This window comes from Micromonospora sp. NPDC005299 (genome assembly GCF_042872345.1).
Taxonomy (GTDB): domain Bacteria; phylum Actinomycetota; class Actinomycetes; order Mycobacteriales; family Micromonosporaceae; genus Micromonospora.
In genome coordinates, this window is the sequence record NZ_JBIAKG010000004.1 from 543,509 (window position 1) to 562,942 (window position 19,434).

A 19,434-nucleotide genomic window follows, 5' to 3' on the forward strand; every position below is an offset into this window, starting at 1 on the left:
GCGTCAGACCCGGGCCCGGTCCAGGCCGTAGGTGAGGGCGTCGACCAGGGCGTGCCAGCTCGCCTCGACCACGTTGGGGTGCACGCCGACCGTGGTCCAGTCGCGGCCGGCCCCGGCGGTCTCCACGAGCACCCGGGTCACCGCGCCGGTGCCGTGGCTGCCCTCCAGGATGCGGACCTTGTAGTCGGCCAGCTCGAACTCGCGCAGCTCCGGGTAGTGCCGGGCGAGCGCCACCCGCAGCGCCTCGTCCAGGGCGTTGACCGGGCCGTTCCCCTCGGCGGTGGCGATGACGCGCTCGCCGCGTACCCGGATCTTGACGGTGGCCTCGGAGACCACCGCGCCGTCCTCGCGGTGCTCGACCAGCACCCGGTAGGACTCCAGGGCGAAGGGCCGGGCCGGCGCGGCGTCCGGCAGCTCGGAGCGGACCAGCAGCTCGAACGAGGCGTCCGCGGCCTCGAACGACCAGCCGCCGGCCTCCAGCTCCTTGACCCGGTTGGTGACCCGGGACAGGGTGTCCGGATGGCCGGCCAGGTCCAGGCCCAGCTCGCGGCTCTTGAGCTCGACGCTGGCCCGGCCGGCCATCTCGGTCACCAGGATCCGCATGTCGTTGCCCACCACCGAGGGATCCACGTGGTTGTAGAGCAACGGGTCGACCTTGATCGCGCTCGCGTGCAGCCCCGCCTTGTGGGCGAAGGCGGCGGCCCCGACGTAGGCCTGGTGGGTGTCGGGGGCGATGTTGGCGATCTCGGCGATGGCGTGCGAGACCCGCACCATCTGTTCCAGGCAGCCCTCCGGTAGGACGGGCATGCCTAGCTTGAGTTGGAGGTTGGCCACGATCGCGAAGAGGTCGGCGTTGCCGGGGCGCTCGCCGTACCCGTTCGCCGTGCCCTGGACGTGCCGGACGCCGGCCTCGACCGCCGCGATCGTGTTGGCCACGGCGCAGGCGGTGTCGTTCTGGGCGTGCATGCCGAGCAGCTCCGGGGCGATCCCGGTCCGCGCGGTCAGGTCGGTGATCGCGGCGGTGACCTGGGAGGGCAGCATTCCGCCGTTGGTGTCGCAGAGGACGAACCGCTCGGCACCGGCGGCGAGCGCGGTCTCCGCCACCGCGGCCGTGTACGCCGGGTCCTGCCGGTAGCCGTCGTAGAAGTGCTCCCCGTCGACGAAGACCCGCCGGCCCTGCGCCACCAGGTACGCGACCGTGTCCCGGATCATCGCCAGGTTCTCCTCGGCGGTGGTGCGCAGGGCCCGCTCGACGTGCCGCAGGTCCGCCTTGGCCACCAGCGCCACGGCCGGGGTCGCCGCGTCGAGCAGCCCGCGCACCTGCGGGTCGTCCTCGACCGCGACGCCCGCCTTCCGGGTGGCCCCGAACGCGACCAGGATCGCGTGCCGCAGCTTCAGCTCGGTGCGGGCCCGGCGGAAGAACTCGGTGTCCTTCGGCACGGCGCCCGGCCAGCCGCCCTCGATGAAGCCGACCCCGAGGTCGTCGAGCAGGCGGGCCACTGCCAGCTTGTCGACCACCGAGTAGGTGAGCCCCTCGCGCTGGGCGCCGTCGCGCAGCGTCGTGTCGTACACCTGGAAGGTCATGGGAGTCCTCTTCTCGAACCTGCGGGGAGCAACAAAAAGACCCCCCGCGGATGCGGGAGGTCTGCGCGCTCGGCGAGGGGGAAGGCCGGCGCGCTAGCTGCCAATAATCAGGACGGAGCTGGTCACGGTCCGTACTCTGCCACTCCGATCCGGCTTGTGGGAGGAGAAACCCACATCGCGGGACGGGCCCGTGATCGACTTAACAAGGCGCCCTGCCCAGGCTCCGGCGGTGACCGGGCTGCGGAAGTATCTGGAACAGATCCAGTTACCGGCCTGGCGTCGTCGCCAGGCCGCCGTCAAGGAGGACCCGTGCTCACTGTCGGTGACCACTTCCCCGAGTACGAACTCACCGCGTGCGTCTCGCTCGACGCCGACAAGGCGTTCGAGACGATCAACCACAAGACCTACGAGGGCAAGTGGCGCGTCGTCTTCTTCTGGCCGAAGGACTTCACCTTCATCTGCCCGACGGAGATCGCCGAATTCGGCCGCCTCAACGGCGAGTTCGCCGACCGGGACGCCCAGGTTCTCGGCGTCTCGGTGGACAACGAGTTCGTGCACTACGCCTGGCGCAAGGACCACCCGGACCTGCGCGACCTGCCCTTCCCGATGCTCAGCGACATCAAGCGTGAGCTGACCGCCGACTGCGGCGTGCTCGGCGAGGACGGCGTCGCCCAGCGGGCCACCTTCATCGTCGACCCGGACAACGAGATCCAGTTCGCCATGGTGACCGCCGGCTCGGTCGGCCGGAACGTCTCCGAGGTGCTGCGGGTGCTCGACGCCCTGCAGACCGACGAGCTCTGCCCGTGCAACTGGAACAAGGGCGGCGCCACCCTGGACGCCAACGCGCTGCTCGCCGGGGCCGGGGCCTGAGCATGGGTCTGGACGCGGTCAAGGCGGCCCTGCCCGAGTACGCCAGGGACATCAAGCTCAACCTCGGCTCCACCATCGCCACCTCGACGCTGAAGCCGGAGCAGGCCTGGGGCACCGCCCTGGCCTGCGCGGTGGCGGCCCGCAACCCCGTGGTGCTGCGGGAGATCGCCGCCGAGGCGGCCGGGCACCTCACGCCCGAGGCGGTCGAGGCGGCCAAGGGCGCGGCCACCATCATGGCGATGAACAACGTCTACTACCGGGCCAAGCACCTCATCGGCGACGAGCAGTACGCCTCGCTGCCGGCCCGGCTGCGGATGCAGATCATCGCCCGGCCCGGGGTGGAGAAGGCCGACTTCGAGCTCTGGTGCCTCGCCGTCTCGGCGATCACCGGCTGCGGCGTCTGCCTGGAGTCGCACGAGAAGACCCTGCGGGCCGCCGGGTTCAGCCGCGACCAGGTGCACGAGGGGCTGCGGATCGCGGCGGTCGTGCACGCCGCGGCGGTGGCCCTGGACGCGGAGGCCGCCCTGGCCTGAGCCGGTCGGTGTATCGATCTCCGCAACCGGGTAGGCAGGGATTCGACAGGCAAATCCCCCGAGAAAGTCGAGAAAGGGAGTGTTGACGCCATGGAGCGGCTCGACCCTCGAACGACCCACGGGACGCCGGATCCGCTGACCCAGGGTGGTCAGGGCGCCTTCGCGGGCGGCACGCCCGCCGGGCGTTTCGATCCGTGGAGCTACCGGGACGACGCCGGGGTGACCGGCGTGGACCTGGTGGGCTACAAGGTGGAGGCGACGGACGGCGGTATCGGCAAGGTGGACCGGGCCAGCCACGAGGTGAACTCCAGTTTCCTCGTGGTGGACACCGGTCCGTGGATCTTCGGCAAGAAGGTCATGCTGCCGGCCGGCACCGTCAACCACGTCAACCACGACGAGCGGAAGGTCTACGTCGACCGGAGCAAGGACCAGATCAAGGCCGCGCCCGAGTACGACGAGACCACCGACACGGACCCGGCGTACCGGGACAAGCTCGGCGGCTACTACGACGACACCTACTCGTCGATCCCGCCGGGCACGGCCCGGTAACGGAGACACCTGCAACCAGCGGCCGGCGGGGCACATCGTGGCCCCGCCGGCCGTTACCGTGTCAGGGGTGGATGCTCCGGAGACCCCCTTCCCCGCGCTCTTCAACTTCCGCGACGTCGGCGGCTACCGCACCCCCGAGGGGCGCACCGTCCGGCACCGCCGGCTCTACCGCTCCGACTCCCTGCACCGGATCGACGAGACCGACCGGGCGGCGTTCACCGCGCTCGGCATCCGCACCGTCATCGACCTGCGCCGCCCCACCGAGGTGGCCCGCGACGGCCGGGTGCCCGCCTACGACGGGCTGGCCTACCGGCACATCCACCCGGAGCACCAGGACTGGGCCGAGCGGACGTACGAGCCCGGCAGCGACCTGGCCCGCTACCTCGCCGACCGGTACGCCGACCTGGCCCGCACCGGCACCGCCGGGCTGGCCGAGGCGGTCGGCCTGATCGCCGACAGCGCCAACGCGCCGGTGGTGGTGCACTGCGTCGCCGGCAAGGACCGCACCGGCATCGTGTGCGGGCTCACCCTGGCCGTGCTCGGCGTCCCCGACGACGACGTCGCCGCCGACTACGCGCTCAGCACCGCCGCGTCCGAGCGGTTCAGCGCCTGGGTCCGGACCACCCTGCCGGGCGCCGTGGAGCCCCCGCCGCCGTTCCTGGCCTCCCCCGCCGAGGCGATGATGCTCTTCCTCACCGAGCTGCGCGAGGGCTACGGCTCCGTCGAGGGCTACCTCCGCCACGCCGGCGTGACCGACGAGCAGGTCAAGGCCCTCCGCGCCCACCTCCTGGACTGACCGGGGGCGGGAAGCGCGCACGGCCGGCGCCGTCGAGGACGGGCCGGCCGTGCGGGACGCGCTGGTGGAGGGTCAGAGGACGCGGGAGACCCAGCCGTGCCGGTCCTCGGCGCGGCCCCGCTGGATGTCGACCAGCTTCTGCCGCAGCGCCATGGTGGAGCGGCCCGGCTCGCCGCCGCCGATCAGGAACTCCCCGTCGGGGAAGCGCACCCCGCCGATCGGGGTGATCACCGCGGCGGTGCCGCAGGCGAACACCTCGCGCAGCCGCCCGCTGGCCGCGTCGGCCTGCCAGTCGGCGAAGCTGACCGGCCGCTCCTGTACCCGGTGCCCCGACTCGGCGGCCAGGGTGAGGATCGCGTCGCGGGTGATGCCCGGCAGGATGGTGCCGGTCAGCGGCGGCGTGACCAGGGTGTCGTCGTCGTAGACGAAGAAGACGTTCATGCCGCCCAGCTCGTCGACGAACCGCCGCTCCACGGCGTCCAGGAAGACCACCTGGTCGCAGCCGGCCTCGATGGCCTCGGCCTGCGCGGCCAGCGAGGCGGCGTAGTTGCCGCCGCACTTGGCCGCGCCGGTGCCGCCGGGCGCCGCCCGGGTGTAGTCCGGCGAGACCCAGACCGTCACGGGCTTGACCCCACCGGCGAAGTACGCACCGGCCGGCGAGGCGATCACGCAGTAGAGGTACTCGTTGGCCGGGCGGACGCCGAGGAAGACCTCACTGGCGAACATGAACGGGCGCAGGTAGAGGCTGGAGTCCTCGTGCTCCGGGATCCAGTCCTGGTCGATCTCCACCAGTTGGCGCAGCGACTCGACGAACGTCTCCGCCGGCAACTCCGGCATGGCGAGCCGGTGAGCGGAGGCGGCGAAGCGGGCCGCGTTGGCCTCCGGGCGGAACATGGTCACCGACCCGTCCCCGGTCCGGTACGCCTTCAGCCCCTCGAAGATCTCCTGCGCGTAGTGCAGGACGGCGGCGGCCGGGTCCATCGGGATCGGCGCCCGCGCCTCCACCCGCGCGTCGTACCAGCCCTTGCCCTCGGCGTACCGGATGATCACCATGTGGTCGGTGAACACCCGGCCGAAGCCCGGGTTCGCCAGCAGGGCGGCCCGGTCGGCGGCGGATACCGGCGCGGGATTCGGACGGATCTCGAAGTCGAGCTTGTCACCACCGCTCATCGCGCTGACCTCCCTGCGGGTCCACGGCATGCCGGATCGCACGCCGACGTCACTGGTGCCAGAAACTTACCCCGAACGGTCGTTCAGCGGATAGCTCCGCCCCGGCACATCGGGCGCACCCGGACGGGCGGCCCGGCCGGGGCTGGAAGGAGCGGGCCCGGGTGCGGGTCTGGCGGCCCGTATCCGGGCCGATGTGACGGCCCGGTCAGGCTACGGCGTAGCCGGCGAGGCGGTCGCCGACCTCCTCGGTGCGCAGCGGCGCGCCCGGCGTACGCCCGGCCAGCTCGGTGGCGACGGCGGCGGTGACCCGCGCGGCGGCGTCGGCATGGCCGAGCTGGTCGAGCAGAAGCGCGGCGGAGAGCACGGCGGCCACCGGGTCGGCGACCCCCCGGCCGGCGATGTCCGGCGCGGAGCCGTGCACCGGCTCGAACATCGACGGGTACTGCCCCTCTGGGTTGATGCAGCCGCTGGCCGCCAGCCCGATGCCGCCGGTCACGGCCGCGGCGATGTCGGTGAGGATGTCGCCGAAGAGGTTGTCGGTGACCACCACGTCGTAGCGCGACGGGTTGGTCACCAGGAACATCGCGGCGGCGTCGACGTGCTGGTACTCGGTGGTCACGTCGGGGTGCTCGGCGGCGACGGCCGCGAAGGCGCGTGCCCAGAGCGAGCCGGCGTGGGTGAGCACGTTGGTCTTGTGCACCAGGGTGACCTTGCGCCGCTCCCGGCGGCCGGCCCGGGCGAACGCGTCGCGGATCACCCGCTCGACGCCGTGCCGGGTGTTCAGGCTCTCCTCGGTGGCCACCTCGGCCGGGGTGTCCCGGTGCAGCGAGCCGCCGGCCCCCGCGTAGAGGCCCTCGGTGCCCTCGCGGACCACCACCAGGTCGACCTCGCCGGGCTTCACGGCGGCCAGCGGGCCGGCGACGCCGGGCCAGAGCCGGGACGGGCGGAGGTTGACGTACTGGTCGAAGGCGAAGCGGAGCTTGAGCAGCAGGCCCCGCTCCAGGACGCCCGGCGGCACGGTCGGGTCGCCGACCGCGCCGAGCAGGATGGCGTCGTGCCCGGCCAGCTCGTCGAGGACCGAGTCGGGCAGCACCTCGCCGGTGCGGTGGTAGCGGGCCGCGCCGAGGTCGTACCCGGTGGCCTCGACCCCGGGGAGCACCGCGTCGATGACCTTGCGGGCCTGCGCGACCACCTCGGGTCCGATGCCGTCCCCGGCCACCACCGCAATGCGTGCCACCTGGCGCTCCTCACCTCGTCGTCCTGCGCCACCGTACGTCGCCGTCCCGGCTCCCGGTACGCGTCTTCCAGTATTCGGGATACGCCGATGCACAGGAGTCTCCCAGGTGGCATTCATGGTCCGGTCATGTCCACTGCCTAGGGTCGGTGGGGACAGGGTCGACGGGGGCCCGGGACCGGCTTTCGCCGCGGCGCTGCGGCGTGGTCAGCGAGGGAGCAGTGTCATGCGGATCGAGGGGCAGCGGCGGGCCCGCTGGACGGACGAGCAGCCCCGCACCCGGTGGATCGACCAGTCCGCCTTCCGCCACCGCCGCCCCGACCTGCGCCTCGGCACCCGCAGCCACCGCCTGGAGCGGTCCGGCGGCACCGCCGGGGACCGGATCAGCGTCCGGCACACCGTCCGCACCTCCACCGCGGAATACTCGCTGCTGCTCAACGCACCCGAGTGGCTGGGCCGCCGGGGCGTCGGGGAGGCGCTCCGGGACGCGGTCGCCGAGCTGCGCGCCATCGACCTCACCTACGGGCCGAACCAGCCCGACAGCCTCGTGTCGAAGCTGCGCCGGGGCGAGATCGGCCCCGAGTCGTACCCGCCGCTGGCCGACCTGGTGGACCGCTGCGCCGCGATGCGGGCGGCCACCGACGGGTGGTTCGACGCGTGGGCGGTGCCGGGCGGCTTCGACCCGGGCGGCCTGCTGGGTGGCTGGGCGGTGGAGCGTGCCGCCGCCCGGCTGCGCGCCGCGGGCGTCCACGACTACGCCGTGCTCGCCGGCGCGGACCTGACCGTCCGGGGCCACGCCGCGCACGGCGGCCCGTGGCGGGTCGCGGTGCACCACCCGACCGACGGGCAGCAGGCGCCGCTGGTGCTGGAGATGACCGCCGGCGCCGTGGGCACCTCCGGGGTGACGGGGCGGCGGGGGCACGTGGTGGACCCGCACACCGGCGAGCCGGCCGACCAGCTGGTCGCCGCGACGGTGGTGGGCCCGGACCTCGCGGTGGCCGACGCCTACGCCACCGCCCTGTACGCCGCCGGCCCGGCCGGGCTGGCCTGGTTCCGCAACGGCTCGGACTACCGGGCGCTCTTCGCCCACCGCCGGCGCTGACCGGGGAGCGTCGCCCCGCCTTCGCATCCGGGACGCGAACCGCGATCGGCCCCCACGGTCTCGGCAACGACCGTGAGGGCCGGTCAGCGACGAGTGCGCGTGGCTCGCGCAATCGAGGGGTGCGGGCCGGTGGGCCGGACGGCCGACCACGCCACCCGAAGACGGGCCGGAGTATCGACTCAGCCAGTGACCGCACGGGTACGCTAGCGAATCGATTCAACTCGACGCAAGAGTCTCCACAGCGGACCGTCCGGTGCCCTGTCGGTAAGCAGCGAGTTAACCTGCGGCGGGGCAGGGGTGACGTCGCGCAGCCGGGATGGCACGCTGTCCGCCGTGAGTTTCGACTTGAGCGTGTGGGCCCTGCCGGCCGGGGCCACACCGGACGAGGTGCGGGCGGCGGTGCAGCGGTGCCGCGAGGGACGGCACGGCGAGCGCTACCCCGACCCGCGGGTGGTCGCCTTCTACCGGGCCATCACGGCCAACTATCCCGACCGCCCGGCCGGCCCGGGCACGCCGTGGGAGGTCACCCCGCTGCATGCGGCCGGCGACCACGTGGAGATGAACCTCTTCCCCACCTGCGCGGACGAGGTGCTGCTGGACATCGAGCGGCTGGCCGGAGAGCACGACCTGATGCTCTTCGACGCCCAGGACGGCTCGGTCTACCCGCCGCCGGCCCGCGTCGAGCCCTGACCCCCGGGGTACGACGAGGGGCCCGGCCGTCCGGCCGGGCCCCCGATCCGTCGTGGCCGGACTACTCGTCGCGCAGGTCGGCGGCGCTGGCCGCGACCGCGCCGATCGAGTCGGCCGCCGAGGTGAGCAGGTCCGCGCCGAGGGCCTGGTCGACGGTGAGCGTCATGAGCGTCTCGCCACCGGCCTCGCGGCGGGCCACCTGCATGGCGGCGATGTTCACGCCGGCCTCGCCGAGCAGCGTGCCGACGGTGCCGACCACACCGGGCCGGTCGACGTAGCGCAGGAAGACCAGGATGCCCTCCGCGCCGATCTCCACGTCGAAACCGTCCACCTCGGTCAGCTTGAGGACGTCCCGGGTGCCGGTGTGGGTGACCGTGCCGGAGACGCTGACCGTCCGGCCGTCCGGCAGCGCGCCGCGGACGGTGACCAGGTTGGGGTGGTCCACGGTCTCGGTCTGCGTGGCGAGGGTGACCTCGACGCCCCGCTCGGCGGCCAGGTGCGGCGCGTTGACGTAGGTGACCTGCTCCTCCACCACCGAGCTGAACAGCCCCTTGGTGGCGGCGAGCTTGAGCACCGACACGTCGTTGGCGACGATCTCGCCGCGCACGTCGACGGTGACGCTGGCGGCCACCCCGCCGGCCAGGGCGGTGAAGGCCCGGCCCAGCTTCTCGGCCAGCGGCAGCAGCGGCCGGACGTCCTCGGCGACCACGCCGCCGGCCTGCACGTTCACGGCGTCCGGCACGAACTCGCCCTGGAGCGCGAGCTTGACGCTCTTCGCCACGGCCAGGCCGGCCTTGTCCTGCGCCTCGTGGGTGGAGGCGCCCAGGTGCGGGGTGGCCACCACGTTGTCGAAGGCGAACAGCGGTGAGGAGGTGCAGGGCTCCTTGGCGTAGACGTCGACGCCGGCGCCGGCGACACGGCCCTCGGCGATCGCGTTCGCGAGCGCCTGCTCGTCGACCAGGCCGCCGCGGGCGGCGTTGACGATCCGCACACCCGGCTTGACGATCGCCAGTTCCTTCTCGCCGATGAGGCCCACCGTCTCCGGCGTCTTCGGCAGGTGGATCGAGATGAAGTCGCTCTCCCGGAGCAGCTCCTCCAGGCCGACCAGCCGGACGCCGAGCTGCGCGGCGCGGGCCGGCTGGATGTACGGGTCGTACGCGATCAGGCGGGTGCCGAAGGCGGCGATGCGCTGCGCGAAGAGCACGCCGATGCGACCGAGGCCGACCACGCCGACGGTCTTGCCCTGGATCTCCACGCCGGTGTACTTCGACCGCTTCCACTCCCCGGCCTTCAGGGCGGCGCTGGCGCTGGCGGTGTTGCGGGCCACGGCGAGCAGCAGCGCCACCGCCTGCTCGGCGGCGGAGACGATGTTGGAGGTGGGTGCGTTGACGACCATGACGCCCCGCGCGGTGGCGGCCGGGACCTCGACGTTGTCCAGCCCGACGCCGGCCCGGGCGACCACCTTCAGTCGCGGCGCCGCCGCGATCGCCTCGGCGTCGATCTGGGTGGCGCTGCGTACGATCACCGCGTCGGCCTCGGAGAGCGCGGAGAGCAGGGCCGGGCGGTCGGTGCCGTCCACGTGACGCACGTCGAAGTCGTGCGCGAGCACCTCGATGGCGGCGGGAGCGAGTTCTTCGGCGATCAGTACGACAGGATTCATCGGTCCTCGTAGACGCTCGGTTTGGTGGTCGGCCTGGGGCGTCGGGACGCCGCTCTGCGCCCTGCGCCGACCCGTGCCATGGCCGTCGGGTGCCGGCTGGAGCACCTCACCAAGGATGGTAGGGGGCGGTCCGTGCTCCGGGTCCCGGACTGCGGGGTGAGCGCCCTCACACAGGTTCGTCGCACGTCGGTCACCCCCCGTTCACCCGCTGCCGGGTCGGGCCGCGGCCGGCCGAGGCGTTGCTCACCCGGTCCCACCAGGTGAACGACCACCGGCGTGCCTCGCGGTGGCGCGCGAATGACGGCGGCCCGCCGCCCGACGCCGGGGAGAGCGTCGGGCCGCGGGCCGCGTCGGAGCTGCGCGAGGCGGGGTCAGGCGGTCTCGGTGATGGGCCGGTCGACCCAGCTCATCATGGCGCGCAGCTTCTGCCCGGTCTCCTCGATCGGGTGCGCCGCGCCCTCGGCCCGCCACTTGGCGAAGTTCGGCCGGCCGGCCTCGTCCTCGGCCACCCACTCGCGGGCGAACTCGCCGGACTGGATCTCGCCGAGGATCTTGCGCATCTCCTCCTTGACCCGGGAGTCGATGACCCGCGGGCCGCGGGAGAGGTCGCCGTACTCGGCGGTGTCGGAGATGCTGTACCGCATCCGGGCGATGCCGCCCTCGTACATGAGGTCGACGATGAGCTTCAGCTCGTGCAGGCACTCGAAGTAGGCCACCTCGGGGGCGTAGCCGGCCTCGGTGAGCACCTCGAAGCCGGTCTGCACCAGCGCCGCCGCGCCACCGCAGAGCACCGCCTGCTCGCCGAAGAGGTCGGTCTCGGTCTCCTCGGTGAAGGTGGTCCGGATCGCGCCGGCCCGGGTGCCGCCGATCGCCTTCGCGTAGGCCAGGGCCAGGCCGAAGGCGGTGCCGCTGGCGTCCTGCTCGACGGCGACCAGGCAGGGCACGCCCTTGCCGTCGACGTACTGGCGGCGGACCAGGTGACCGGGCCCCTTCGGGGCGACCATCGCCACGTCCACATCGGCCGGGGGCTTGATCAGGCCGTACCGGATGTTGAAGCCGTGGCCGAAGAAGAGCGCCTTGCCGGGGGCGAGGTTGGGGGCGATCGCCTCGGCGTACAGGCCGCGCTGGGCGGTGTCCGGCGCCAGGATCATGATCACGTCGGCCTCGGCCGCCGCCTCGGCCGGCGTGAGCACGCGCAGGCCCTGCTCCTCGGCCTTCGGCCGGCTCTTCGAACCGGCGGGCAGGCCGATCACCACGTCGACGCCGGAGTCACGCAGCGACAGCGCGTGGGCGTGGCCCTGGCTGCCGTAGCCGATCACGGCGACCGTGCGGCCCTGGATCAGGCCCAGGTCGGCGTCGTCGTCGTAGAACACCTCAACGCTCATTGACTTCCCTTTCGTACGGCGGTGCCCGTCGGCCCGTCGAAAATCTGGTGGGTGCGAATCAGGCGGCGCGCAGCGCCGGGCCGGCGGTGATCGAGCGGGAGCCCCGCCCGATGGCCACCGTGCCGGACTGGACCATCTCCTTGATGCCGAACGGCTCCAGGTCACGCAGCAGCGCGTCGAGCTTGTCGGGGGTGCCGGTGGCCTCGATGGTCAGCGTGTCCGGCGCGACGTCGACCACCCGGGCGCGGAAGAGGGTGACCGTCTCCAGCACCTGCGCCCGGGCGCTGCGGTCCGCGCGGACCTTGACCAGCAGCAGCTCCCGGGCCACCGAGACCTGCGGGTCCAGCTCGACGATCTTGAGTACGTTGACCAGCTTGTTGAGCTGCTTGGTGACCTGCTCCAGCGGGGACGACTCGGCGTTGACCACAATGGTGATCCGGGAGACGTCGGGGTTCTCGGTCTCTCCCACCGCGAGGCTGTCGATGTTGAACCCGCGCCGGGAGAACAGCCCGGACACCCGGGCCAGCACACCGGGCTTGTTCTCCACCAGCACGGACAGCGTGTGCATCGTCATTACAGCTCGTCCTCGTCGAAGGCGGGGCGGACACCCCGGGCGAACATGATCTCGTCGTTGCTGGTGCCGGCGGCGACCATCGGCCACACCATGGCGTCCTTGCCGACCACGAAGTCGATGACCACCGGGGCGTCGTCGATCGCCATGGCCGCCTCGATGGTCTTGTCCACGTCGGCGGCGTTCTCGCAGCGCAGGCCCACGCAGCCGAGCGCCTCGGCGAGCTTCACGAAATCCGGGATGCGGTGCTTGTGGGTGCCCAGCTCGGTGTTGGAGTAGCGCTCCCCGTAGAACAGGGTCTGCCACTGGCGGACCATGCCCAGGTTGCCGTTGTTGATGACGGCGACCTTGATCGGGATGCCCTCCAGGGCGCAGGTGGCCAGCTCCTGGTTGGTCATCTGGAAGCAGCCGTCGCCGTCGACCGCCCAGACCGTGGTGTCCGGCTTGCCGACCTTGGCGCCCATCGCCGCCGGGACGGCGTAGCCCATGGTGCCGAGGCCGCCGGAGTTGAGCCAGGTGTACGGCTTCTCGTACGAGATGAACTGGCTGGCCCACATCTGGTGCTGGCCGACGCCCGCCACGTAGACGGTGTCCGGGCCGGCGATCTCGCCCAGCCGCTTGATGACGTACTGCGGGGAGAGCGTGCCGTCGGCCGACTCCTCGTAGCCCAGCGGGTAGCGCCCGCGCAGGTCGTCGAGCTGGTTCCACCAGTCGGCGAGGTCGGCGGCCGGCCGGGCCGCCTGCTCGGCGGTGACGGCCGCGATCAGCTCGTCGATGACGTGCCGGGCGTCGCCCACGATCGGGACGTCGGCGTGCCGGTTCTTCCCGATCTCGGCCGGGTCGATGTCGGCGTGCACCACGGTGGCGTCCGGCGCGAACGAGTCCAGCTTGCCGGTGACCCGGTCGTCGAAGCGGGCGCCCAGCGCCACGATGAGGTCGGACTTCTGCAGGCCGTAGACCGCGGCGACGGTGCCGTGCATGCCGGGCATGCCCAGGTGCTGCCGGTGCGAGTCGGGGAACGCGCCGAGCGCCATCAGGGTGGTGACCACCGGGATGCCGGTCAGCTCGGCGAGCCGGCGCAGCCCCTCGGTGGCGCCGGCCTTGAGCACACCGCCGCCGACGTAGAGCACCGGGCGGCGGGCGCTGGTCATCAGCCGGGCCGCCTCGCGGATCTGCTTGCCGTGCGGGTGCAGGGTCGGCCGGTAGCCGGGCAGGTCCAGGGTGGGCGGCCAGGTGAAGGTGGTCGGCGCCTGGAGGACGTCCTTGGGGATGTCGACTAGGACCGGGCCGGGACGGCCGGTCGAGGCCAGGTGGAACGCCTCGGCGAGCACCTGCGGGATCTCGTCGGCCGTCTGCACCAGGAAGTTGTGCTTGGTGATCGGCAGGGTGATGCCCTGGATGTCCGCCTCCTGGAAGGCGTCCGTGCCGATCGACGGGCGGGCGACCTGGCCGGTGATCGCCACCATCGGCACCGAGTCCATGTAGGCGTCGGCGATCGGCGTGACGAGGTTGGTCGCGCCCGGGCCGGAGGTGGCCATGCAGACGCCGACCTTGCCGGTGGCCTGGGCGTAGCCGGTGGCGGCGTGCCCGGCGCCCTGCTCGTGCCGGACCAGGATGTGCCGGACGGTCGAGTCGTAGAGCGGGTCGTACGCGGGCAGGATCGCGCCGCCCGGGATGCCGAAGACGACGTCGACGCCGAGCGCCTCGAGCGACCGCACCAGCGAGCCGGCGCCGGAGACCTGCGCCGTGGCCGGCTGCGGTACGGCCGGGGCGGCGCCGGTGCGGGGGGCGGGGGCGTGGTCGGCGTCACCGGCCGGCTCGGTGGCCGGGCGGGCTCGCCGGACGGAGTGGGCGAGGGTCTCTGGCGTGGGTTTCGTCATGGCGGTTCAGGCCTTCGGCTGGAGTGGGTGGTGCGCTTCTCAGGGTGGGACGCGGGCGTCCCGGCGATGTTCCGACGGCAACAAAAACGGCCCACGTGCAGATGCACGGGGCCAGCGCACTCTCGGTGGGAGAGTGCGCTCAGGTAAGTACTCGCAGCGACCGGTTCGACGACATGCGGCTAAGCCTGACGCATCTCACGCGATGAGTCAACTGATCCCACATTTTGGTTCACGGACGTGGGCGTGTCGCCTCCCGGAGCGCCCTCCACGGCCGGCACGACCTGCGAAGATCCCTCGTTCGAGGTACGCGGCGCGGGCACCTGGGCGGGCGGGTTCGACCGGAGCCGGGGCAGCAGCGGCGACGGCCCGGTCCGGGCCGGCGGGACCGGTGGGGCGGGCGGCACCGAGGTCGGGCGGTTGCCGGGCGAGGTGGCCGCCTCCAGCATCGCCTCCAGGTGTTCGGCGGGCACCCCCCAGCCGAAGGCCGCGCCCTGCCCGAAGCGGCAGCCGGCGGCCACCACGGCGGCCAGCTCGGTGGGGGTGGTGACGCCCTCGGCGATCACCTCCAGCCCGAGCTGGTGGCCGAGGCGCATGACGATGTCGACCATGGGGGCGAACGCCGGGCCGTCCCGGCCGACCGGCCGCACCGGCTCGTGCTCGGCCACCAGGCTGTGATCGATCTTGAGGATGTCGATCGGGAGCCGGCGGAGCTGCCCCAGCGAGGAGTAACCGGCGCCGAAGTCGTCCAGCGCGATGCGCACGCCGGTGAGGCGCAGCGCGGTGAGCCGCCGGATCAGCTCGTCCAGGTCGGTGGCGACGGCGTGCTCGGTGACCTCCAGCACCAGCCGCTGCGGCGGCACGTGGTGGGCGCGCAGCGCGTCGGCGACCTGGACCACGTACTCCGGGGCGTGCAGCTCCCGGGGCGAGACGTTCACCGACACCCAGACGTCGTGCCCGTCGGCCAGCCAGCGGGAGAGCTGGTAGCAGGCCTGGTGCAGCACCCAGGCGCCGAGCTTGGAGATCATCCCGCACTCCTCGGCGAGCGGGATGAACTCGTCGGGCCGGACGTTGCCCAGCTCCGGGTGGTGCCAGCGGAGCAGCGCCTCGGCGCCGACCGGGCGGACCGAGGGCAGCGAGGCCACCGGCTGGAAGGCCAGCCGCAGCTCGTCGCGCTCGATCGCGCCGCGCAGCTCGTGCTCCAGCATGGTGCGCCGGCGCAGCAGCTGGTCGTAGGTGGCGTCGTAGCGCTCGATCCGGTTCTTGCCGCGCTGCTTGGCGTAGCGCAGCGCCAGGTCGGCGTTGCGCAGCAGCAGCTCGACGTCGGTCTCCCCGCAGGCGCCGGCCACCCCGATGCTGACCGAGAGGAAGACCGGCCCGTCCGCCTCCTCGTAGGGGCGGCCGAGCACCCCGAGCAGCCGTTCGGCGACCGGCCCGGGCTCGGTCGTGCCGTGCATGAGCACCGCGAACTCGTCGCCGCCGAGCCGGGCGGCCAGGTCGCCGGGGCGCAGGTTGCCGCGCAGCCGCCGGCCCACCTCGGCCAGCACCGCGTCGCCGACGTCGTGCCCGCGCATGTCGTTGACGTTCTTGAAGCCGTCCAGGTCGAGCCCGAGCAGCACGCAGGGGACGCCGGCCTCGGCGCAGCGGTGCAGCGCGCGCAGCAGGCCCCGCCGGTTGGCCAGGCCGGTGAGCGGGTCGGTGTGCGCCAGCTCGCGGAAGTGCGCCTCCCGCTCGGCCAGCCGGCTGGCGTAGCCGCGGACGTCGTTGAGGGCGAGGTACTGCCGGGCCACCAGGGCGAAGCCCTCGACGCTGCCCGCCGCGATGCCGAACACGTCGAACCGGCCGCCCTGCACTAGGTGGTACATGGCGGAGGCGGCCATCGCGAACATCGGCACGAAGGCGTACTCGCCGTCGCGGCGGATCAGGTCGACGTCGACCTGCGGCAGGTCGACCCGGTGCGCGGCCAGGGCGGTGGCCAGCAGGCCGGCGGCGATCACCGCGGCGCCGGCGAACGCCAGGCCCGGGCCGGCCTGGCAGAGCCCGGCCGACAGGCCGAGGCCGCCGCAGGTCACCCCGGTGGCGCCGGCGCCGAGCAGGACCAGCCGGCCGCGCGGCGGGGCCGCCCGCAACACCATGATCAGGGTCAGCCCGGCGGTGAGCGCCGCGCTGACCGTGGCCAGCAGGATGGGTACGCAGGCGACCGGCGTCGCCTCGCCGAGCAGCCGGGTCGGCGGGCTGAACAGCGCCCAGCCGACGAACCACAGCGCGCCCGCCATGATCAGGCCGTCGAGCAGCAGCCGGGCGGTGGCCGCCCGGGCCGCGGCCGTGCCGGGCAGCCGGAGCAGGGTGACGCCGAGGCCGAGCCCGGCGAGCGTGGTGCCGACCGAGACGAGGGTGGCCCAGCCGGTGCGCTGCCCCTGCCGGTGCGCCCAGTGGTCGCCGGCGGCCAGCGTGCCGGCCAGCCCGAGGAGCAGGCTGAGCAGGGCGACCCCGGCGGCGGCCGCGAGCAGGACGTGGGCCTGCCGGTGCGGCCCGCCCCGGCGGCGCGCCGACACGGCGAGCAGGGCGGCGGCGCCGGCCGCGGCGAGCCCGCTCAGCACCGCGACGATGACCATGCCCGGGGACGACTGCACGACCTCAACTGTGCCGGATCGGTGCCCCCCGTGGGGCACCGGGTGTGCAACTGTTGGGACACGGCGCGTGTGCCCGGGGGGCACCGCGCCGGCGGTGTCAGACTGGTAGGCATGCCTGAGCTGCGGTCAAGGACCTCCACCCACGGTCGGACGATGGCCGGTGCCCGGGCCCTGTGGCGGGCCACCGGGATGACCGACGACGACTTCGGCAAGCCGATCGTCGCCATCGCGAACAGTTTCACCCAGTTCGTCCCCGGCCACGTACACCTCAAGGATCTCGGCGGCCTGGTCGCCGACGCGGTGGCCGAGGCCGGCGGGGTGGGCCGGGAGTTCAACACCATCGCGGTGGACGACGGCATCGCCATGGGCCACGGCGGCATGCTCTACTCGCTGCCCAGCCGGGAGCTGATCGCCGACGCGGTGGAATACATGGTCAACGCGCACTGCGCGGACGCCCTGGTCTGCATCTCCAACTGCGACAAGATCACCCCCGGCATGCTGCTGGCCGCGCTGCGGCTCAACATCCCGACTGTCTTCGTCTCCGGCGGGCCCATGGAGGCCGGCAAGACGATGGCGATCGAGGGCGTCGTCCACTCCAAGATCGACCTGATCGACGCCATGATCGCCTCTTCCAACGAGGCGGTCACCGACGACCAGCTCGGCGAGATCGAGCGCTCCGCCTGCCCCACCTGCGGCTCCTGCTCCGGCATGTTCACCGCCAACTCGATGAACTGCCTCACCGAGGCCATCGGCCTGGCGCTGCCGGGCAACGGCTCGACGCTGGCCACCCACGCCGCCCGCCGGTCGCTCTTCGTCGAGGCCGGCCGCACCGCCGTGGAGATCGCCAAGCGCTGGTACGACTCCGACGACGCCTCCGTGCTGCCCCGGACGATCGCCAACCGGGCCGCCTTCGAGAACGCGGTGGCGCTCGACGTGGCCATGGGCGGCTCGACCAACACGGTGCTGCACCTGCTGGCCGCCGCCCGCGAGGCGGAGCTGGACTTCGGGGTGGCCGACATCGACGCCATCTCCCGGCGGGTGCCCTGCCTGGCCAAGGTCGCGCCGAACTCGCCGCAGTACCACATGGAGGACGTGCACCGGGCCGGCGGCATCCCGGCCATCCTCGGCGAACTGGACCGCGCCGGCCTGCTCCACCGCGACGTCCACGCGGTGCACTCGCCGAGCCTGGCGCAGTGGCTCGCCGACTGGGACGTGCGCGGCGGCTCGGCCACCCCGGAGGCGGCCGAGCTGTTCCACGCCGCCCCGGGCGGGGTGCGCACCACCGAGCCGTTCTCCACCACCAACCGCTGGTCCTCGCTGGACACCGACGCGGCCGGCGGCTGCATCCGGGACCGGGAGCACGCCTACAGCGCCGACGGCGGGCTGGCCATCCTGCACGGCAACCTGGCGCCGGACGGCTGCGTGGTGAAGACCGCCGGCGTGCCCGAGGAGTGCCTGACCTTCCGCGGGCCGGCCAAGGTCTACGAGTCGCAGGACGACGCGGTCACGGCGATCCTGGCCAAGGAGGTCGTGGCCGGGGACGTGGTGGTGATCCGCTACGAGGGCCCGAAGGGCGGCCCCGGCATGCAGGAGATGCTCTACCCCACCTCGTTCCTCAAGGGCCGCGGGCTGGGCCGCTCCTGCGCGCTGCTCACCGACGGCCGGTTCTCCGGCGGCACCTCCGGCCTGTCCATCGGGCACGTCTCCCCCGAGGCGGCCTCGGGCGGGCTGATCGCGCTGGTCCGGGAGGGCGACGAGATCGTCATCGACATCCCGGGCCGGTCGATCCGGCTCGACGTGCCCGACGACGTGCTCCAGGCCCGCCGGGTGGCCGAGGAGAAGCGGGACCGCCCGTACACCCCGCTCGACCGGGTCCGGCCGGTGTCCGCGGCGCTGCGCGCGTACGCCTCGATGGCCACCTCGGCCAGCGACGGCGCGTACCGCCGAGTGCCCGAGTAGCCGCCCCCACGGGTCGCCACGCCGCCGGTAGGGTCCGGCGGCGTGGAGACGACCGTGAGCTACGCCCGCCTGATCCGACCGGCCATCGACCGGGTGTACGTGGGTGCCCGCTGGGCGGCCCGGGCCCGGATGGAGAAGTTCTACGCCGAGCGCGGCGCCGACCTCGGCTACGAGAACTCCTTCTTCTCCGGGGTGCTGGCCCGGCCGACGCCCGCCGAGGCGCTCGCCGACGGGCTGGCCTACACCGACGGCGACATGAGCCGGGAGCTGGCCCAGGGTGTGACCACGGTGGACGCCGAGGGCACCTGGCACCTCACCGAACTGGGCCGGGAGCTGGCGCTGTTCGCGCAGCGGGCCACCGCCGAGGCGGCCGAGGAGCTGTGGTCGGCCATGCCGGGAATGCTGCCCGGCCTGAGCATCGTGCCCCGGCTGGCCGACCTCGTGGGCCGGGTGCTGGCGCACGGTCAGGCCTCCGGCGGGCCGGCGTTCCGCGCCATGTCCCCGCCGTACGAGCCGGACGACGCCTCGCCGGCGCTGCTGCTGGTCACCCGGCTCGGGTCGCTGCGCCACCACCGCGCCGACGCGCATCGGGCGGCGTGGCGGGCCGCCGGGCTGACCGCCGACGGGATCCGGGCGCTGCCGGACGGGCCGGAACGCGCGGCCGTCGAGGCGGAGACCGACCGCCGCGACGAGCCCGCGTACGCGGTGCTCACCGACGCCGAGAAGTGGGAGTTGCTGGCCGGCCTGGCCGCCCTGCCGGGTTAGGCCCCGACGGAGAGATCTTGGAAAGTTGCCGTTCGCCGTGAACGACAACCCTCCAG

Annotated in this window: 16 protein-coding genes; 8 read left to right on the top strand and 8 right to left on the bottom strand. The window is 73.2% G+C overall.

Annotated features, from left to right (window positions below; all coding sequences use genetic code 11):
* Window positions 1-3 precede the first annotated feature (3 nt).
* Complete coding sequence (gene cimA, locus ACFYPD_RS15665) at window positions 4-1,584, bottom strand: citramalate synthase (RefSeq protein WP_387113313.1); 1,581 nt, start codon at window positions 1,582-1,584, stop codon at window positions 4-6.
* Window positions 1,585-1,893: 309 nt separating this feature from the next.
* Between cimA and ACFYPD_RS15670 the strand changes: the two genes are divergently transcribed.
* The 4 genes from ACFYPD_RS15670 to ACFYPD_RS15685 all read left to right on the top strand — a co-directional run bounded on the left by ACFYPD_RS15670 (window position 1,894) and on the right by ACFYPD_RS15685 (window position 4,332).
* Window positions 1,894-2,454 (top strand): peroxiredoxin, encoded by a 561-nt coding sequence (locus ACFYPD_RS15670; protein WP_154225098.1) that lies wholly within the window; start codon window positions 1,894-1,896, stop codon window positions 2,452-2,454.
* Between the two features lie 2 nt (window positions 2,455-2,456).
* Window positions 2,457-2,987: a carboxymuconolactone decarboxylase family protein gene (locus ACFYPD_RS15675; protein ID WP_387113315.1), complete on the top strand. Its 531-nt coding sequence runs from the start codon at window positions 2,457-2,459 to the stop codon at window positions 2,985-2,987.
* Window positions 2,988-3,077: 90 nt separating this feature from the next.
* Complete coding sequence (locus ACFYPD_RS15680; RefSeq protein WP_387113317.1) at window positions 3,078-3,536, top strand: PRC-barrel domain-containing protein; 459 nt, start codon at window positions 3,078-3,080, stop codon at window positions 3,534-3,536.
* A 67-nt stretch (window positions 3,537-3,603) separates the two neighbouring features.
* Window positions 3,604-4,332: a tyrosine-protein phosphatase gene (locus ACFYPD_RS15685; protein ID WP_387113319.1), complete on the top strand. Its 729-nt coding sequence runs from the start codon at window positions 3,604-3,606 to the stop codon at window positions 4,330-4,332.
* A 72-nt stretch (window positions 4,333-4,404) separates the two neighbouring features.
* Here ACFYPD_RS15685 and ACFYPD_RS15690 read toward each other — a convergent pair whose 3' ends face one another.
* Both ACFYPD_RS15690 and ACFYPD_RS15695 read right to left on the bottom strand, forming a co-directional pair.
* Complete coding sequence (locus ACFYPD_RS15690) at window positions 4,405-5,502, bottom strand: branched-chain amino acid aminotransferase (protein ID WP_387113321.1); 1,098 nt, start codon at window positions 5,500-5,502, stop codon at window positions 4,405-4,407.
* A gap of 205 nt (window positions 5,503-5,707) precedes the next feature.
* On the bottom strand, window positions 5,708-6,739 hold the full coding sequence (locus tag ACFYPD_RS15695; protein ID WP_387113323.1) for a 3-isopropylmalate dehydrogenase: 1,032 nt from the start codon (window positions 6,737-6,739) through the stop codon (window positions 5,708-5,710).
* Between the two features lie 223 nt (window positions 6,740-6,962).
* Between ACFYPD_RS15695 and ACFYPD_RS15700 the strand changes: the two genes are divergently transcribed.
* Window positions 6,963-7,838 carry an FAD:protein FMN transferase gene (locus ACFYPD_RS15700; RefSeq protein WP_387113325.1) on the top strand — a complete coding sequence of 292 codons (876 nt, stop codon included), beginning with the start codon at window positions 6,963-6,965 and terminating at the stop codon, window positions 7,836-7,838.
* A gap of 333 nt (window positions 7,839-8,171) precedes the next feature.
* Window positions 8,172-8,528, top strand: a complete 357-nt coding sequence (locus ACFYPD_RS15705) for a hypothetical protein (protein WP_387113327.1) — start codon at window positions 8,172-8,174, stop codon at window positions 8,526-8,528.
* A 61-nt stretch (window positions 8,529-8,589) separates the two neighbouring features.
* Here the strand turns inward: ACFYPD_RS15705 and serA are convergent, their stop codons facing one another.
* From serA to ACFYPD_RS15730, 5 genes are all read right to left on the bottom strand, one after another.
* Window positions 8,590-10,188: a phosphoglycerate dehydrogenase gene (gene serA, locus ACFYPD_RS15710; RefSeq protein ID WP_387113329.1), complete on the bottom strand. Its 1,599-nt coding sequence runs from the start codon at window positions 10,186-10,188 to the stop codon at window positions 8,590-8,592.
* A gap of 371 nt (window positions 10,189-10,559) precedes the next feature.
* Window positions 10,560-11,573, bottom strand: a complete 1,014-nt coding sequence (gene ilvC, locus ACFYPD_RS15715; protein WP_387113331.1) for a ketol-acid reductoisomerase — start codon at window positions 11,571-11,573, stop codon at window positions 10,560-10,562.
* 58 nt (window positions 11,574-11,631) lie between these two features.
* A complete protein-coding gene (gene ilvN, locus ACFYPD_RS15720; protein WP_387113333.1) occupies window positions 11,632-12,147 on the bottom strand; it encodes an acetolactate synthase small subunit in 516 nt (171 codons plus the stop codon).
* Entirely contained in the window at window positions 12,147-14,024 is a 1,878-nt protein-coding gene (locus ACFYPD_RS15725; RefSeq protein WP_387113335.1) for an acetolactate synthase large subunit, read from the bottom strand. The genes ilvN and ACFYPD_RS15725 overlap by 1 nt, the downstream gene beginning before the upstream one ends.
* A 179-nt stretch (window positions 14,025-14,203) precedes the next feature.
* A complete protein-coding gene (locus ACFYPD_RS15730) occupies window positions 14,204-16,654 on the bottom strand; it encodes a putative bifunctional diguanylate cyclase/phosphodiesterase (RefSeq protein WP_387113337.1) in 2,451 nt (816 codons plus the stop codon).
* Between the two features lie 111 nt (window positions 16,655-16,765).
* Between ACFYPD_RS15730 and ilvD the strand changes: the two genes are divergently transcribed.
* Both ilvD and ACFYPD_RS15740 read left to right on the top strand, forming a co-directional pair.
* On the top strand, window positions 16,766-18,613 hold the full coding sequence (gene ilvD / locus ACFYPD_RS15735) for a dihydroxy-acid dehydratase (protein ID WP_387113339.1): 1,848 nt from the start codon (window positions 16,766-16,768) through the stop codon (window positions 18,611-18,613).
* Window positions 18,614-18,655: 42 nt separating this feature from the next.
* Window positions 18,656-19,378: a hypothetical protein gene (locus ACFYPD_RS15740; RefSeq protein ID WP_387113341.1), complete on the top strand. Its 723-nt coding sequence runs from the start codon at window positions 18,656-18,658 to the stop codon at window positions 19,376-19,378.
* The last annotated feature ends 56 nt before the right edge of the window (window positions 19,379-19,434 follow it).

Bases quoted from the DNA above. Each gene is read 5' to 3' on its own strand.
- cimA (WP_387113313.1), bottom strand. From the start codon at position 1,584: ATGACCTTCCAGGTGTACGACACGACGCTGCGCGACGGCGCCCAGCGC.
- ACFYPD_RS15675 (WP_387113315.1), top strand. From the start codon at position 2,457: ATGGGTCTGGACGCGGTCAAGGCGGCCCTGCCCGAGTACGCCAGGGAC.
- ACFYPD_RS15680 (WP_387113317.1), top strand. From the start codon at position 3,078: ATGGAGCGGCTCGACCCTCGAACGACCCACGGGACGCCGGATCCGCTG.
- ACFYPD_RS15690 (WP_387113321.1), bottom strand. From the start codon at position 5,502: ATGAGCGGTGGTGACAAGCTCGACTTCGAGATCCGTCCGAATCCCGCG.
- ACFYPD_RS15700 (WP_387113325.1), top strand. From the start codon at position 6,963: ATGCGGATCGAGGGGCAGCGGCGGGCCCGCTGGACGGACGAGCAGCCC.
- serA (WP_387113329.1), bottom strand. From the start codon at position 10,188: ATGAATCCTGTCGTACTGATCGCCGAAGAACTCGCTCCCGCCGCCATC.
- ilvC (WP_387113331.1), bottom strand. From the start codon at position 11,573: ATGAGCGTTGAGGTGTTCTACGACGACGACGCCGACCTGGGCCTGATC.
- ilvN (WP_387113333.1), bottom strand. From the start codon at position 12,147: ATGACGATGCACACGCTGTCCGTGCTGGTGGAGAACAAGCCCGGTGTG.
- ACFYPD_RS15725 (WP_387113335.1), bottom strand. From the start codon at position 14,024: ATGACGAAACCCACGCCAGAGACCCTCGCCCACTCCGTCCGGCGAGCC.
- ilvD (WP_387113339.1), top strand. From the start codon at position 16,766: ATGCCTGAGCTGCGGTCAAGGACCTCCACCCACGGTCGGACGATGGCC.